Below are 16,100 nucleotides of genomic sequence, written 5' to 3' on the forward strand. Positions count from 1 at the left end.
AAAACTCCCTTTCTGAAGGATCCCGGCTTCATCCCGGATCTTCTGTCCTATCAGAAAAGGAGTTTCTTCTATAATAATACGTTTCTCTTTAAAATCAATCCTCAAGACACAGCGGTTCAAGAGGCTCTGTCACATAGGAATCAATATCAGGATCATCATCTGCCGTACTTAAGATTCCCGATGAAGTCGTCTTAAACTTTACTCCGTCGCTATTCTTCACCGTGGTTCCCTTCATAAGCTTTCCCGAACCGTTGACTACATAATTTCCACCGTCCACCCGATAGCAGACATACTTCTGGCCGTCCTCAGCCGTTTGAAGCTTTCCTTTATAATAGAGACGGCCGTCCCGTACTCCCGTATATCCCCGTCCGTTATCGCTGAAATAGTAATCCGCTTTGGTTCCGTCATCCTCCTCTACGCTCATCTTTCCCTTCTGCACGCAGCTCTCGCTCTTGCTTCCAAAATAATAAGCAGTCCAGTCATCCTCACCGGAGCCTGTATAAACCTTTCGCAGTCCGTACACCGGATTTCCTTTTTCATTAAACAGATAAGTCTTTCCATTGATACGCGTCAGATCCTGTGTATCCAGACGATCCGAATCTGCCGCCTTTGGCTTTCCGTTATTGGAAAAATAAAACCATTCCACATCGCCGTCATATCCGTCCAGATCCTCCGGCGGCTCGATGGAATACCAGCCGATCCGCGCCTTTCCGTCAGAGCCAAAATACATATAATCCTGAATCCCGCCGTCCCCATTATCCCGGACGTCCTTCCAGCCGATCTGCAAAATGCCGTCCTCGTCAAAGCAGTAATACGTTCCGTCAATCTTGCGGGTACCGTAATCATCTCCGGAATTGTCATCACTGGGAACATATTTCTTTCCATTGGTGCCAAAATAGAACCAGTAGCAGCCGTCCTCCTCGTACTCCACATTTCCCGTATCGTATCCGGGAACTACCTTGTTGATCTCTTCATCATATTCATCCGGAGGAATCAGCTTCTGCCAGCCTGTACGCATCACGCCGTCATCACCGGTATAATAGGTGTCATCCAGGATCCACCCCCGCTCCATGGCGCCGTTGCTGTCAAAATGATACCACTTGTCCGAAATTTTTTTCCAGGTATCCTCTACCTTCTTTCCGGAAGCCGAGAAATAATACCATTCGTCTTCTCCATCATCCTCAGGCACATGAAGCCATTTTTCTGTAACCATGATACCGTTGCTGTCTACATAGTATTCTCCGTCCACCCAGGAGTTGACCGCCATGGTCCCGTTTCCGTCCAGATAACGCCTCTGCCCATCCGCTCCCTTTTTCCAATCGTTGTAGACTTTATTTCCATTACTGTCATAATAGACCCAGTTTCCCTCTGCTTCCGCCCAGCCTTCTGCCCACGCTGTCAGATTGACTGTACCAGCCGACAGAAGAACCGCCGCAAGACACATTGCCGTCATCTTCCTCTTCATACACGCCTCTTTCTCCTTAAACGCCCTTCTTTCTTGAAAGAAATGCTTCTTTAAGGCCCTCATCTGCCTTCTATTGTATCAGGGGTTCTGCGTTCTTTCAACCGGAATTACCTTTCAATTCTATTACGAAAAACGTCTGCGGCATTTGAATCTCCCCCGCGGTCCGTTTTTAACATATTCCCCTCAAAAAAGAAACGGGCCGGACTCCCAGACGGAAGCCAGCCCATTTTCTATTAAATACTTTGATGAACGATTCGATTATTTCAGCATCTTCTTCATCTCATCTGCAACGAACTGTACCTTTGTACCCACAATTACCTGAATGGAATTCTTGCCTGGGCGGATCACACCAGCTACGCCTGCGGATTTGATCTTCTTCTCATCTACCACACTCTGATCCTTGATCTCCAGTCTCAGTCTTGTGATGCAGTTTTCCAGAGATTTTACATTTTCCTTGCCGCCAAGTCCTTCCAGAATCACAGAAGCAACCTCTGTATAATTGTTGTTTGCCAGAACAGCAGACTTCTCAGCCTCCAGATCATCATCATCCTCGCGGCCCGGAGTCTTTAAATCAAACTTTACAATAGCAAAGCGGAATACCACATAGAATACCAGGAATGCTGCGATACCCAGCGGAAGGATCATCCATGTCTTCTGAGCTGCCGGAAGGGATGCGGAGAAGAACAGGTCAGTTGCGCCCGCGGAGAAGCTGAAGCCTGCGCGGAATCCAAGAATAGTTGTAACTGTGGTGAAAATTCCGTACAGCAGAGCGTAAACTACATACAGGCCGGGAGCCAGAAACATAAATCCAAACTCAAAGGGTTCTGTAACACCGCAGACAAATGCGCTGAGGGCTGCAGAAGCAACCAGACCGATCGCAACTTTTTTCTTTGTACTCTTTGCTGTCTGAACCATAGCCAAAGCAGCGCCTGGGATACCGAACATCATACATGGGAAGAAACCGGACATATACATACCAAGGCTCCATGTAACATCTGCAGATGTCTCGCCTGCCCAGAAATGGGACAGATCGCCCAGACCAATGGTATCAAACCAGAATACATTGTTTAATGCGTGATGCAGACCGGTTGGGATCAGCAGACGGTTTAAGAATGCATAAATACCTGCGCCGATCGCGCCCATGCCTGCAATGCCGTTTCCGATTGCAACCAGACCGCCGAACAGAACCGGCCATACGAAAAGCAGGATAACAGAGGTGATAATTGCCACTACGCCTGCAATGATGGTTACGCAGCGCTTGCCGCTGAAGAAGGACAGCCAGTCTGGAAGCTGTGTTCCCTTAAACTTGTTGTAGCAGGTAGAACCGATGATACCGGAAAGAATACCGATAAATGGGTTTGCGATCTTGCTGAATGCCAGAGTCGTCTGCTGATCCTCAGCGATCGACGGCATCAGGGTAGTCACTACTCCTGTGGATAAAAGAGAGGTGATCATCAGCCAGGAAGCCAGAGCTGCAAGTCCGCCTGTACCGTCATGATCCTCAGATAACCCAACACCCACACCGATTACAAACAGGATCGCCATATTGTCAATCAGAGCGCCGCCTGCCTTTACCAGAAGGAAACCAATCTGCTGAAGGATTCCTTCAACCTCGCCGCCCTGCATGGTAGACGGGCAGAGATAATATCCGATTCCCATCAGGATACCACAGATCGGCAGACATGCTACAGGAAGCATCAGGGCCTTACCCAGTTTTTGTAAATACTTCATACTATGTACTCCTTTCTTTTATGGGAAATTTCCTTTTCGAATACTCTCCCATACTTGACCTAATGGATGATCCATTTGTGAAAATAAAAAACCGTTTTATCTGATGGACGGACACGAATTAACAATTCATTTATAATTCCTCAACAAATACGGCCTTTTTACATTGAAAAAATTTTCTTTTTAATCAATAACTTTCACTGGATTTTTCCATTTCTACTGACATAATATCAACATTTTATAAAAAAGTCAATCTGATTTTATACTTTTTTAATAATTCATACAGAAACTTTCAATTGTCTTTTCTTTATCTTTTGAAACCCACAGCACAGCGCTTGACGATGCAGTATTATTTGGACTATACTCATTAGGAATCAATCACAAAAACAGCGCCGTGCGCCGACACGGGCACTATATAATTCTGAAAGAAATGAGGTTTATCAATTTATGTGGCTTGCAGATGGATGGAACGATTATGAAGTGATCGACTGCTCTAAGGGCGAAAAGCTGGAGCGCTGGGGGGACTATCTCTTAGTGCGTCCCGACCCCCAGGTAATCTGGGATACGCCAAAAACTCACCGCGGATGGAAAAAAATGAACGGGCATTACCACCGCAGCAGCAAAGGCGGAGGCGAATGGGAATTTTTTGACCTGCCCCAGCAGTGGACCATTAATTACAAGGAACTGACCTTCAATTTAAAACCCTTCAGTTTTAAGCACACTGGCCTGTTTCCCGAGCAGGCTGCAAACTGGGACTGGTTTGGTGAAAAGATCCGCAGGGCCGGACGCCCTGTCAAGGTCTTAAACCTGTTTGCCTACACCGGAGGCGCTACCCTGGCAGCCGCCAAGGCCGGAGCCAGCGTCACTCATGTAGACGCTTCCAAGGGCATGGTAACATGGGCCAAGGAAAACGCCCATTCCTCCGACCTTGCAGACGCCCCCATCCGCTGGATCGTAGATGACTGCGTTAAATTCGTAGAACGCGAAATCCGCAGAGGGAACCACTACGACGCCATCATCATGGATCCGCCCTCCTATGGGCGCGGTCCAAAAGGAGAAATCTGGAAAATCGAGGATGCGATCCATCCTCTGGTAAAGCTGTGCGTACAGCTCTTATCCGAAGATCCCCTTTTCTTCCTCATCAACTCCTACACCACCGGCCTTGCCCCTTCCGTTCTTTCCTATATGATGGGCGTAGAAATCGTACCGAAATTCGGCGGAACCGTCAAAGCCGACGAAGTAGGACTGCCCGTATCCCAAAACGGACTCACTCTCCCCTGCGGAGCTTCCGGACGCTGGGAGAAGTAAGAGAAATGCTGGAGAAATGCTGGAGAAACGCCGGAAGAAACATATCTCCGTTCAGGCGCGCTCTCGCTCGAGGAAATACGCAGCGGTACTAAGCTCGAAAAAACCTCGCTAAGTACCGGCGTCTTTCCACGGCCTTCACCAGAGATATGTTTCTTCCGGCTGGTGGCTCCTTGAATAGAGTAATAAGGTGCTCTCTGGCATAGGTTTTTCAGAAAGTCAAGGGAATTACCATCCCTCCCGAAGGGTATTCCCAAGCAGAAGCCATCCTCTCCAGGCGCATTGCGGAGGGGCGTGTCTGTCTTGGGGGGGGTGGATGGGTGTTAAGGGGAAGGATGGCAACTGTCTGAGCGAAAGCGAGTTTTGCCATCCTTCCCCTTGTTTTTAACCCATTCCCGGCCTCCTAGACAGGACTAGTGTACTGTCCCATTTACTTTCAGTATAATGACGCAGAATGAATTTTCAGCCTGCAAGGCGGAGGAATGAGGCGATGCGGTGGCATCGTCGATTGACGACAACGCAGCAGATGGAAATTCAGGCAAGTCATTATACGAAATGTGAGTGAGACAGCACACTACCCCCGTAGCCCCAGTGCCTGGAGGGGATGGCTTCTGCGGCCCCTACTGCAGCAGCTTCTGCACATCCAACGCCCCCCATCCCTGCTGATTTCTGGGAAGACCCAGATCTATGGCCCGTTCTCTGAGGCGGAGTTTTACATCCCGGTTGGTCATATCTGGGTATTTTTCCAGCAAAAGGGCAATGGCTCCTGATACCAAAGGCGTAGACATACTGGTGCCTGATTTGGCAAAATATGCTCCCGCCTCGTTCCCGCAGCTTACGATCCCGCATCCCGGCGCTACGATATCCGGCTTGCAAATGCAGCTGGCAGTAGGGCCACGGCCGGAGTAATCTACCATCCTGTTTCCCATCACCTCTACTTCCTTATGGTCGTCTGAACAGCCTACCGTTATGACTTTTCGGCTGATTCCCGGCGTGGTGACTGTCATAGGGCCGGGGCCGTGATTTCCGGCTGCCACAACGACCACCAGGCCATCATCCCAGGCCGCGTTTACCCCTTTAACAAGGGCAGAATTTTCCGTCATATCTCTCTTTGACAGAGAACCTACCGAAATATTTACAATCCGGATTCCCAAAAACTCTTTGTGGGAGCGGATCCAGCGGAGTCCGGAAAGCACATCTGAAGCATATCCATTTCCCCGATGGTCTAATACCTTTACGGAGATAATAGAGCAGCCAGGAGCCACTCCCCGGTATTTTCCTTCCATGGAAGCCCCGCTCCCTCCGATCATGGCGGCAACATGGGTTCCATGGCCATTGTCATCATAGGGTCTGTCTTTCCTGCGGACAAAATCCGCAAATCCCTTTACTCTATCCTTTAAATCCTCATGGAGAAAGATTCCCGTATCCAGGACAGCTACGCCTATGCCCCGTCCTGTGATCCCCATGGAATAAACCTGGTCGCAGTGAATATCCACTCTGGCTCGATTCACATCTTAAATACTCCTTTTTTGTTAGCCTATTCCACAGAGACATTCCATGTGCAGCCTGCACTGTTCCCTGAAACAGAAAAAACTCCGTACACCTGGTACGGAGCTTTTTTCTTAGGATTTAGGATTTTCAAAAAGGGTTGAAGGATAGTTATTAAACTTTCGTGCATTTCTTATGTACTTAGTATATCATGCCATCCCTGAAAATGTTTGAATGTTCTTTGAATAGATTATTAAGAAAATCTTAATTATCCTTTCTTAAGGGAAGCCAGACGAATTTTCAGCCGCTCTCTGTCACCGTCTGCAAAACAGTATCCATCCATGCCACAGGCTTTTGCACCCTGAATATTCCGTTCCAGATCATCGATAAAGAAACATTCCTCAGGCTTTAAACCAAAACGTTCAAAAAAATGCTCATACATTTCCTTCTGAGGCTTCATGCATTTTACTTCTGCGGAAAAGAAAATACCGTCAAAGCAGTCAATGGCCGGGATTACCTGATGATAGCAGGTCAAAAGGCGCACCGATGCATTGGAACAAAGATAGATGCGGTACCCCTCTTCCTTTAATTCCCTAACAAGTTCTTCCATCCCCTCTTTATGGTACATATTGTATTCATGCCAGTGGGCAAAGCTTTTTCTCGCCAGTTCCTTCTCCTCCTCCGTATCCAGCCGCGCCAGTATCTGGCTTAAACCTTCTTCCTCGGAAATAATCCCCATATCCAGCATAAGCCATTCCGGAGATACAAATACAGCCGTGCTGACCTTGCGGATCAGAGCCTCGTCCTCTGAAAAATGGCGGCAGACCCGGTCTCCCTCATATTCCACCAGTACCTTTCCCATATCAAATACGATATTTTTGATCATGATTCCTCTCCTTATTTACGTAAAAAGGGATGCCGAAAACCCGTAAGCTTTCCGGCATCCCCCTCAGTGACATTTATTTTGTCTCCGGCTTTTCAACCTGAACGATAGCAACCTTCTGCATCGGAATACGGCAGTTTTTGTTGCTGCCAAACTCTACGATCACTGTGTCATCAGTCATATCGATGATCACTCCGTAAAATCCGCTGCTTGTCAGGATGGTATCTCCAACAGCAACGCTTGCAAGCAGCTCCTGCTGTTTCTGTCTCTCTTTTTTCTGGGGACGAATTGCCATAAAATAAACAAGTGCTCCCAGGAAAATAATATAGAGAATAATTCCTCCCATTCCAGCCATGGTGTTTCCTCCTTCATACCTGCTGCTACATTGCCCCAGCAGTTTCTTTTATCAATCCTTCTGACCTGCCATGCCGGCCAGCTTAGCGGCTTTGTACTCGCTGTAGCGGTGTTCTTCAATGGCTTCCCGGATCTCTTCCATCATTTTATTATAAAAATACAAATTATGCAAGGTACATAATCTCATTCCCAGCATTTCTTTTGCCTTTAACAGATGGCGTATATATGCACGGCTGTAGGAACGGCAGGCAGGACACTGACAGCCTTCCTCAATCGGCCGGTGATCCAGCTCATATTTCTGGTTGAACAGATTCAGTTTGCCATGATTGGTATACACATGACCATGACGTCCGTTTCTGGACGGATAAACACAGTCAAAAAAATCAACCCCTCTGTCTACAGCCTCTAAAATATTGGCGGGAGTACCTACTCCCATAAGATAAACCGGTTTTTCCTCCGGCAGATGAGGAACAGTTACATCCAGAATGTGGTACATTTCCTCATGAGTCTCGCCTACGGCAAGTCCGCCGATGGCATAGCCGTCCAGATCCATCTCACGGATCGTTTTGGCATGGTCAATACGGATCTCATCAATCACACCGCCCTGGTTAATACCAAACAGAAGCTGTTCCCGGTTTACTGTATCCGGAAGAGAATTTAAACGGGTCATCTCTGTTTTACACCGCTTCAGCCAGCGTGTTGTACGGTCTACAGACTTTCTGATATAGTCATAATCTGCATGGCTTGGCGGACATTCGTCAAAGGCCATGGCAATGGTAGAACCCAGATTGGACTGGATCTGCATACTCTCCTCAGGGCCCATAAAGATCTTATGTCCGTCAATATGAGAGCTGAAATATACGCCCTCTTCCTTTATCTTTCTCAGATCTGTCAGAGAAAATACCTGAAAACCGCCGGAATCTGTAAGAATAGGCTTGTCCCAGTTCATAAACCTGTGCAGTCCTCCAAATTCCCGGATCAGCTTATCTCCGGTACGTACATGGAGATGGTATGTGTTGGACAGCTCTACCTGAGTGCCGATCTGGCGCAGATCGTCTGTAGATACAGCACCCTTGATCGCGCCTACTGTTCCTACATTCATAAACACCGGAGTCTGGATTGTACCGTGAACTGTTTCCATCACCGCACGCTTAGCCCGCCCATCCTTTGTAATTACCTGATATTTCATAAATTATTCCTCGTCAGCCAGAGCTGCTTTGATCATGATCGCGCACTCGATCCGTTTTTTCTGCATCTCGCAGCCGATCTCATATGCGCCGTTAATGGAACCGCTGAAATTGTAGGAATTGGCACTGCAGCCGCCGCTGCAGTAGAATCTGGCAAAGCAATCCTTGCAGCTTTCCTTTGCATATACGTTGCAAAGCTTAAACTCATTGCGTATTTCCTCATTTACAATGCCCGTATCTACGTTGCCCAGAAGGAACTCCTCATTTCCTACAAACTGATGGCAGGGGTAGAGATCACCCCATGGAGTAACTGCCAGATACTCTGTACCTGAACCACAGCCAGCCATACGCTTTGCAACACAGGGGCCTGCATTTAAATCAATCATAAAGTGGAAGAAATTGAAGCCTCTTCCTTCTTTTTTACGCTTGATGTATTCTACTGCCAGCTTATCATACTCCTCAAGGATCTGGGGAATATCTTCCTCACGGATAGCGTAGTCCATCTCAGGTTCTGCAACAACCGGCTCCATGGACATCTGCTTAAAGCCCAGATCTGCATAGTGAAGCACATCCTTTGAAAAATCCAGGTTGTTTCTGGTAAAGGTGCCGCGGACATAGTAATCCATCTGGCCTCTGCTCTCAGCAAACTTCTGGAACTTTGGTACGATCAGGTCATAGCTTCCTGAACCGTTTCGGAAAGGACGCATCTTATCATTGACCTCCGGACGTCCGTCCAGGCTGAGAACCACATTACTCATCTCGCGGTTGCAGAACTCCATAATCTCATCATTCAGGAGCACGCCATTAGTAGTAAGCGTAAAACGGAAACGCTTATTGTGAGCCTCCTCCTGGGAGCGGCCGTACTCTACCAGCTGCTTTACTACCTTCCAGTTCAAAAGGGGCTCGCCGCCGAAGAAATCAACCTCCAGATTCCGTCTGTTTCCAGAATTGGCAATCAGGAAATCCAGAGCCTTTTTTCCCACCTCAAAGCTCATAAGAGCACGGCGGCCGTGATACTCGCCCTCGTCTGCAAAGCAGTAGCGGCAGGCCAGATTGCAGTCATGGGCAATGTGCAGGCAGAGAGCCTTTACCACTGTCTTTCTCTTCTTAAAGTCCATTACAAAATTCTTGTAAATGTCCTGAGTTAAAAGCTGCTCTGCATCAATGAGCTGCTGGATGTCCTCCAACGCCTCTGTCACTTCTTTTTCACTGTAAACTGCATCCAGTGTCTCATGAACCTTTGCAGTCACTTCTGCCGGAAGAGCCTGTGGCTTTTCCAGCTCCGGAATCTGCTCTGCCACCGCCTTGATGGCGTCATAGACAACCGGATCTACCACATGGACGGAACCGCTGTTTACGTCCAGAACAATATGATAACCATTGTTAATATACTGATGAATCAAAATTTATACTCTCTCTTTCTAAGGGCTGTCTGCCCCATATCTTTTACAGCAAAGGAAAGCCCCTATAATCCCGGTGACCATAGGGGCTTTGCAGCATAGGAAACGGACGCCGGATCAGCGGTCAGCGTTCTCGCAGCTCTGGTTTCCAACTGTACAGGAAGTCTTGCATGCAGACTGGCAGGAAGTCTGGCACTCGCCGCATCCGCCCTTCTTCATCGTATCCTTTAAGGTATTGGTATTCAAAGTCTTAACGTGCTTCATATCAGAGTACCTCCTTTTTTCCTTGTTTCTGTCCCTGAGGATATGCCCCAGAAACCGTTATCGTATGAATTATAACACAGCTTTCAGGGGCTTGCAATGGGATTTTGCTCCTGCCTGTCATATTTGTCTTCTCAATGGGATATATTTACACCATATCAATCATACCAGGAGGGATCCCTATGGAAAACGGCATTGTAAAACCCATGCTCCGCTCCCTTTTGATCTCCTACGTCCTCTCAGGGCTTCTGCTCGGCGCTCTGGCCTTTGCCCTGTATAAGCTGCGTTTAAAGGAAGGACAGGTAAATCTCATGGTCTATCTCGTCTATCTGGCCGCCTGTCTGGCAGGCGGAGCAGCAGCAGGAAAACGTCTGCGCCAGAGAAGGTTCTTCTGGGGACTGCTGTCAGGACTTTTTTACTTTCTCATCCTCTTCGCGGTCTCCTGGGCCATGAACCCCTGGTCCGCCCTTGACACAGAACGCTCCGTCACCGTAATGGCTGTCTGCGCCCTGGGAGGGATGCTTGGCGGAATGTTTTCTGCCTAAATCAATCTACTTTCTTTTTAAACTCCTCTCCCATTTCGCCTAAAAGAAACAAAGCTGTACCCAAAAATACAAACAGATCCCCAAGATTAAATACCACCTTCTTAATCCCTGGTAGTGAAAATGAAAAATAGTCCACCACATATCCCCGTTTAAAACGGTCATACAGGTTGCTTAACGCGCCTCCCAAAACCATAGAAAGCCCCACCTTCTGAATCCCGCAGCCCTTTCTCACCAAAAGCATGGAAAGCGCGCCGGCCACAGCAGAGGAAACAGCCAGAGGAACCGCTGTTACCAGCTGTGGCTTTTCCTTTAAAAAACCAAAAGGAAACCCATAATTATGATTCCTGTGAATACGGATCCGTCCCTTCGCTCCCGGCAGATCTCTTGGAAACTCCCCATCCGTTTCCTGCTCGATCTCACTCTTCATCCCCTGATCCAAAGCCGCAATCCCTCCCACAAGCCAAATCAGATACTTCATGCCAATCCCTCCTCTGTCAAATTTAATCTCTATCCTCATTCTACAATATTTCCCCAAAAACATCCACCCATTTCCCCACCAATTTCTCAACCCTCCCACCTCCCCCAGCCAGAAGTGAGGTTTCTGTCCTGCCTTCTGAGCGACTTTGCAGGCTGTTAGAATGACTTAGAGGATAAAATTTTTCGTTAAGAGCCATATCAAACCTGTCCGAGCGCAGCGAGTTTTTGATATGGCTCTTGCTTTTAGAAAAATTTCAGCCTCTTAGACATTCTTACAGCCGGAAACCGGAGCTCAGAAGGCAGGACAGAAACCGGACTCCCCGCATATACTAATCAAAACCCTCTTCCGGAGCCGTCCTTCCCATGCCCGACTGCCCTTTTAATCCCGCCGCTGAAAACATAGCCGATCTAATCTACCGCTTCGGATCTCTGCAATCTGAACGCTGGAACAACACGTCCTCCCTGTGTGCAGACTATGTGAGCAGCGATTATATCATTCTCCATATGCCTCTCACTCCTGATGCCGTATCCATGCGTGTACACCCCTACTATATGATTCCCTCGCTGTTTTCCCCTTTGGATTACAATGCCATGGAGGCATCAGGAATCCTCTCAGCCTTTAACTCCCCTGCACTTAACAACCAGGGAAAGGGCGTTCTCATTGGCCTGGTAGACACAGGAATTGATTACCGCTCTCCCCTATTTCAAAATCCCGACGGCACAACCCGTATTGCCGGAATCTGGGATCAGTCGGTTCCCATCGAGGAAGATGTACTGCCAGCCGGTGTGCCGGATTACTATCCAATGGGAGGAGCCTCCTACGGCACAGAATACACCAGAGAACAGATCAACAAAGCTCTCGCCTCTGACGATCCCCTCTCCCTGGTTTCCACACAGGATACCATAGGACACGGCACCTTTCTCGCCGGACTGGCTGCAGGCAGCTCCATACCTCAGGAGGATTTTACGGGAGCAGCGCCAGAGGCAGAACTGGCAGTTGTAAAATTAAAGCCTGCAAAAAAATATCTCCGCGACTTCTATCTGATCCCTTCGGATGCTCCCGCCTTTCAGGAAAATGATATTATGATGGGGATCAAATACCTGCGCATGATGGCAGACCGTCTTAAAAAGCCTCTGGTGATCCTGCTGGCTATGGGTTCAAACTCCGGGAGCCATATCGGCACCTCCCCATTAAGCCAGGTCACTCAGAATTACAGCGGTTTTTTTGGCATCATCACTGTTATTGCAGGCGGAAATGAAACCGGAGCGGCCCATCATTTTTACGCTTCAATCCCTGCAGGCACTGAATATGAAGATGTGGAAATCAGAGTGGGAAAAGAAGAAGCAGAACGCGGCTTCGTGCTGGAGCTGTGGGCTGCGGACGCTGATACCTACACCGTAGGCTTTATCTCTCCCAGCGGAGAACGGATCAGCCGTATCCCTATTATCGCCAATAATGAAACTTCTATCCCTTTTCTTTTAGACGCTACAACTATCACTGTAAACTACCAGCTCATTGAGGCCGAATCCGGCAGCCAGCTGATTTTCATGCGCTTCCAGACGCCCGCAGCCGGTATCTGGACGGTGCGTGTATACAATACGCAGCGTTTTAAGGGAACCTTCCATATGTGGCTTCCTGTACAGGGAATGATTTCCGAGGAAACCGTCTTTCTGCGGCCTGATCCCTACAGTACCATCACCGTTCCCGGCAACTCCCGGCTTCCCATTACCGTAGGCGCCTATGATACGTCCACCGGAGGCATCTACATCCACTCCAGCCGCGGCTTTACTCCCAATCAGATCGTCAAACCGGAGCTGGCCGCTCCGGGCGTCAACATCCTTGGCCCTTCCGTCGGCAGAAAGCCAGGAAGTGATACGCCCATGACAACACGCACCGGAACCTCGGCAGCGGCGGCAATCACCGCTGGAGCGGCCGCCAATCTTTTAGGCTGGGGCATTGTAGAAGGAAACTATCCTACCATGAGCGAGGCATCTGTAAAAAGCTACCTTATACGGGGAGCACAAAGAAATCCAGCGCTCACATACCCGAACCGTGAGTTTGGATATGGAACGCTGGATCTGTTTCAAACCTTTCTTCGTCTGCGGGAATAGCCATCCTGCAGCATGAGGGCAATATTGTATGCCAAATGCTAACCTCTCATCTGCACCAGAGGTCCTCCATTTTTTTCCAGATACGGCCTGGTAACTACCACGGAACCAATATTGGGATCTTTGGGGATCTCATACATGATATCCAGCATGAACTCCTCCAAAATTGCCCGCAGCGCTCTGGCTCCGGTGCCGCGCCGGATTGCTTCCTCTGCAATCCACTCCAGAGCATCCTCCTCAAAGACCAGCTTCACCTCATCCAGTGCCAGAAGCTTCTCATACTGGCGGAGAATAGCATTTTTCGGTTCCTGCAGAATACGGATCATCATATCCTTATCCAGTCCCTTTAACGTTACCGTTATGGGAAGACGGCCCAAAAACTCCGGAATCATGCCGAAGGTTCTCAGATCCTCGTTGGTTACATGGCTCAAAATGTCAGGATCATGATCAAAGGAATCCTTAAGCACTGCTCCAAAGCCCATGGCGGACTTCTTCGTAAGACGCTCCTTAATGATCCCCTCAAGGTCAGGGAACGCGCCTCCGCAGATAAACAGGATGTTGTCTGTATTTACCGTTGCCATGGGGGTCATGGCATTTTTCTGATTGGAGCCTACAGGTACCTCCACTGTGCTTCCTTCCAAAAGCTTTAAAAGCTCCTGCTGAACAGATTCACCGCTTACATCCCTGGTATTGGTCTGCTTCTTTTTGGCAATCTTATCAATTTCATCAATAAAGATAATCCCCTTCTGGGCCCGCTCCACATCATTGCCTGCAGCCGCCAGAAGCTTGGATACCACACTTTCGATGTCATCGCCAATATATCCGGCCTCTGTCAGAGAGGTAGCGTCTGCGATCGCTAACGGTACATCTAAAAGCTTTGCAAGCGTCTTTACCAGATAAGTCTTTCCGCTGCCCGTCGGTCCGATCATCAAAATGTTGGACTTTTCAATCACAATATCGTCACTGTCAGAGCCTTCTTTTCCCAGAAATGCTCTCTTATAATGGTTATATACGGCCACTGCCATAACCTTTTTAGCCTTTTCCTGTCCGATCACATAGGCATCCAGCTTTTCCTTAATCACATGAGGCGCAGGTATATCCTTCATGGTAAGCTGAGGCTGAGGTTCCTTACTCTTTTTAAGCTTCTGCTTTTTGGGGATCTCAGCCTTTGGAGGCATCTGGGACAGATCATTAAAGTTCAGATTCATATAGGGCATATTGGGAATCTGAGAAAGATCCATCCCGTTTTTCATCACAGAATCAAAAGCCTTCTGCATACAGTCATGGCACAGGTTCATGCCTCCCGGCATGGAAATCATGGGGCCCGTTTTACTCTCCGGCCTGCGGCACATATAGCAGACCTTTTCATATCCCTCATCCTCCCGGTCCTTTCCTTCGGACCGGGAAACGTCATTTTTCTCTATCTCTTTCTCTTCCAATGTAAATCTCCTCTCTCAGGGGCAATATAAACTTATTGCTGCCCGGATGCCGCTGCCTGTTCCTCCGCAGGCATTGCTGCCAGTGTTACGGTAACCGTCAGCTCCTGGTACACTCCGTCGATCTGTCTCTGAACAGTCAGTTCTACCTGCTCTCCAGCCCGGTAGCCTGCTAAAATCTCCTGAAGGCCCTCCATGTTCCGCACGGTCTGGCCATCTAATTTGGTAATAATATCCTTCTCCCACAGCTCAGAGGAGGCTGCTGCGCCGGACTCCAGGATCTTATATACATAAGCGCCTCTCGGCATGCCAAAGGTCTTTGCCGCATTTTCATCTACATTCGTTCCCTGGATTCCCAGATATCCCCTTTCCGCCTCAGGAATATCAACCTTTGATCTGCGCTTTGTAAGCTGGTCAATAATATCCTGGGATTTTGAAATAGGGATGGCATAACCAATGCCCTCTACCTCGGTAGAAGCATATTTTGCCGCATTAATCCCAACTAGCTCACCCTTCATATTTAAAAGAGCGCCGCCGCTGTTTCCAGGATTGATCGCCGCATCTGTCTGAAGAAGTACGCGGGTATTTCCCTCTTCCGTCTGCACTTCCCGGTTTATGGCGCTGATATAGCCGACTGTCACAGACTGGCCGTAGCCAAGGGCATTTCCAATGGCGATCACACCCTGTCCCGGCTTTAATTCATCCGAGTTTCCCACAACTGCCGGATGGATCTGCGCTTTGGTTTCTTCTTTAATCTGATCTAAAGGAATGGCAATCACTGCCAGATCCGTTTCCGGATCCGTTCCCTTTGTCACAGCATCTACTGTTTCCTCATCAATAAATGTAACCTTTAAGGATGTGGCTTCCTCCACCACATGATTATTCGTTACAATGAGAAGCTCTGTCTCATTTTCCCCGATAATAATGCCCGATCCGCTGCTTGGCACCTCATAGGTCTGTCCGCCCAGTCCGCCGCCGAAAAACCAGTCATAGCCGAAATCACGGCTCTGATATACGGCTGTGCTTGTGATAGCCACTACCGAAGGCATTGCCTCCTCCACGATGACAGACACATCTGTAACCGGAGCAGCGATATAAGACGGCGTCGCAGTTTCGGGCCCGGCGAACGGATCTGCCGGAGGCTTTTGCCCTTCGGGCGCCTTCCAGTCCCCTGCTTCCGTTTCCCCTGAAACAATGGCATACAGATTCTTAAAAACGCCGGAGGACGCGATCTGTACTCCCACCATCACACCTCCTGCAATGGTACCAAACAGCAGCGCCCCCGCTGTGATCCAGGCTGCCTTCTTTAAAATGCCTCCCTTTTTAGGTCTCTCTTCTTCAGGCTCTCTATTCCAATTACGATCCTTATCTTCTTCGTACATTTGCTGTATCTCCTTCCTTCACTTATGTGACTATCTTATAATGAAACAGAAAAAATATCAAATAAATAATTGATAAACAA

The 16,100-nt window shown here is 48.5% G+C and carries 14 protein-coding genes; 3 read left to right on the plus strand and 11 right to left on the minus strand.

Annotated features, from left to right (window positions below; translation table 11 throughout):
- Positions 1–94: 94 nt before the first annotated feature.
- On the minus strand, positions 95–1,465 hold the full coding sequence (locus tag WKT10_RS04305) for a cell wall-binding protein (RefSeq protein WP_340275698.1): 1,371 nt from the start codon (positions 1,463–1,465) through the stop codon (positions 95–97).
- A 258-nt stretch (positions 1,466–1,723) separates the two neighbouring features.
- A complete protein-coding gene (locus WKT10_RS04310) occupies positions 1,724–3,196 on the minus strand; it encodes a PTS transporter subunit EIIC (protein ID WP_066550127.1) in 1,473 nt (490 codons plus the stop codon).
- A 444-nt stretch (positions 3,197–3,640) separates the two neighbouring features.
- On the opposite strand from WKT10_RS04310, the gene WKT10_RS04315 reads away from it, so the two are divergent.
- A complete protein-coding gene (locus WKT10_RS04315; protein WP_340275701.1) occupies positions 3,641–4,501 on the plus strand; it encodes a class I SAM-dependent methyltransferase in 861 nt (286 codons plus the stop codon).
- Positions 4,502–5,118: 617 nt separating this feature from the next.
- Here WKT10_RS04315 and WKT10_RS04320 read toward each other — a convergent pair.
- The 6 genes from WKT10_RS04320 to scfA all read right to left on the minus strand — a co-directional run bounded on the left by WKT10_RS04320 (position 5,119) and on the right by scfA (position 10,074).
- Entirely contained in the window at positions 5,119–6,009 is an 891-nt protein-coding gene (locus WKT10_RS04320; protein ID WP_066550135.1) for a S8 family peptidase, read from the minus strand.
- Positions 6,010–6,254: 245 nt separating this feature from the next.
- Positions 6,255–6,872, minus strand: a complete 618-nt coding sequence (locus WKT10_RS04325; RefSeq protein ID WP_317438487.1) for an HAD family hydrolase — start codon at positions 6,870–6,872, stop codon at positions 6,255–6,257.
- Between the two features lie 73 nt (positions 6,873–6,945).
- Positions 6,946–7,224, minus strand: coding sequence for a preprotein translocase subunit YajC (gene yajC / locus WKT10_RS04330; protein WP_066550140.1), 279 nt, complete (start codon positions 7,222–7,224; stop codon positions 6,946–6,948).
- Positions 7,225–7,275: 51 nt separating this feature from the next.
- On the minus strand, positions 7,276–8,412 hold the full coding sequence (gene tgt / locus WKT10_RS04335; RefSeq protein ID WP_066550142.1) for a tRNA guanosine(34) transglycosylase Tgt: 1,137 nt from the start codon (positions 8,410–8,412) through the stop codon (positions 7,276–7,278).
- A 3-nt stretch (positions 8,413–8,415) separates the two neighbouring features.
- Entirely contained in the window at positions 8,416–9,813 is a 1,398-nt protein-coding gene (gene scfB, locus WKT10_RS04340) for a thioether cross-link-forming SCIFF peptide maturase (protein ID WP_066550145.1), read from the minus strand.
- A gap of 114 nt (positions 9,814–9,927) precedes the next feature.
- Positions 9,928–10,074, minus strand: coding sequence for a six-cysteine ranthipeptide SCIFF (gene scfA / locus WKT10_RS04345; protein WP_066550148.1), 147 nt, complete (start codon positions 10,072–10,074; stop codon positions 9,928–9,930).
- Positions 10,075–10,253: 179 nt separating this feature from the next.
- Here scfA and WKT10_RS04350 point away from each other — a divergent pair, with 179 nt between their 5' ends.
- Complete coding sequence (locus WKT10_RS04350) at positions 10,254–10,616, plus strand: TIGR04086 family membrane protein (RefSeq protein WP_317438484.1); 363 nt, start codon at positions 10,254–10,256, stop codon at positions 10,614–10,616.
- A gap of 1 nt (position 10,617) precedes the next feature.
- Here the strand turns inward: WKT10_RS04350 and WKT10_RS04355 are convergent, their stop codons facing one another.
- Positions 10,618–11,094: a signal peptidase II gene (locus WKT10_RS04355; RefSeq protein WP_066550154.1), complete on the minus strand. Its 477-nt coding sequence runs from the start codon at positions 11,092–11,094 to the stop codon at positions 10,618–10,620.
- A gap of 362 nt (positions 11,095–11,456) precedes the next feature.
- On the opposite strand from WKT10_RS04355, the gene WKT10_RS04360 reads away from it, so the two are divergent.
- Positions 11,457–13,205 (plus strand): S8 family peptidase, encoded by a 1,749-nt coding sequence (locus WKT10_RS04360; RefSeq protein ID WP_066550157.1) that lies wholly within the window; start codon positions 11,457–11,459, stop codon positions 13,203–13,205.
- 38 nt (positions 13,206–13,243) lie between these two features.
- Here WKT10_RS04360 and clpX read toward each other — a convergent pair whose 3' ends face one another.
- Together clpX and WKT10_RS04370 are read right to left on the minus strand one after the other, a co-directional pair.
- Positions 13,244–14,626: an ATP-dependent Clp protease ATP-binding subunit ClpX gene (gene clpX, locus WKT10_RS04365; protein ID WP_417302023.1), complete on the minus strand. Its 1,383-nt coding sequence runs from the start codon at positions 14,624–14,626 to the stop codon at positions 13,244–13,246.
- Positions 14,627–14,673: 47 nt separating this feature from the next.
- A complete protein-coding gene (locus tag WKT10_RS04370) occupies positions 14,674–16,020 on the minus strand; it encodes a S1C family serine protease (protein WP_340275708.1) in 1,347 nt (448 codons plus the stop codon).
- Between the last annotated feature and the right edge of the window lie 80 nt (positions 16,021–16,100).

This window comes from Enterocloster sp. HCN-30185 (genome assembly GCF_037890305.1).
In the GTDB taxonomy this organism is placed as follows: Bacteria; Bacillota; Clostridia; order Lachnospirales; family Lachnospiraceae; genus Enterocloster.

Bases quoted from the DNA above. Each gene is read 5' to 3' on its own strand.
- WKT10_RS04325 (WP_317438487.1), bottom strand. From the start codon at position 6,872: ATGATCAAAAATATCGTATTTGATATGGGAAAGGTACTGGTGGAATAT.
- WKT10_RS04355 (WP_066550154.1), bottom strand. From the start codon at position 11,094: ATGAAGTATCTGATTTGGCTTGTGGGAGGGATTGCGGCTTTGGATCAG.
- WKT10_RS04305 (WP_340275698.1), bottom strand. From the start codon at position 1,465: ATGAAGAGGAAGATGACGGCAATGTGTCTTGCGGCGGTTCTTCTGTCG.
- WKT10_RS04350 (WP_317438484.1), top strand. From the start codon at position 10,254: ATGGAAAACGGCATTGTAAAACCCATGCTCCGCTCCCTTTTGATCTCC.
- WKT10_RS04360 (WP_066550157.1), top strand. From the start codon at position 11,457: ATGCCCGACTGCCCTTTTAATCCCGCCGCTGAAAACATAGCCGATCTA.
- WKT10_RS04310 (WP_066550127.1), bottom strand. From the start codon at position 3,196: ATGAAGTATTTACAAAAACTGGGTAAGGCCCTGATGCTTCCTGTAGCA.
- tgt (WP_066550142.1), bottom strand. From the start codon at position 8,412: ATGAAATATCAGGTAATTACAAAGGATGGGCGGGCTAAGCGTGCGGTG.
- WKT10_RS04370 (WP_340275708.1), bottom strand. From the start codon at position 16,020: ATGTACGAAGAAGATAAGGATCGTAATTGGAATAGAGAGCCTGAAGAA.
- scfA (WP_066550148.1), bottom strand. From the start codon at position 10,074: ATGAAGCACGTTAAGACTTTGAATACCAATACCTTAAAGGATACGATG.
- yajC (WP_066550140.1), bottom strand. From the start codon at position 7,224: ATGGCTGGAATGGGAGGAATTATTCTCTATATTATTTTCCTGGGAGCA.
- WKT10_RS04315 (WP_340275701.1), top strand. From the start codon at position 3,641: ATGTGGCTTGCAGATGGATGGAACGATTATGAAGTGATCGACTGCTCT.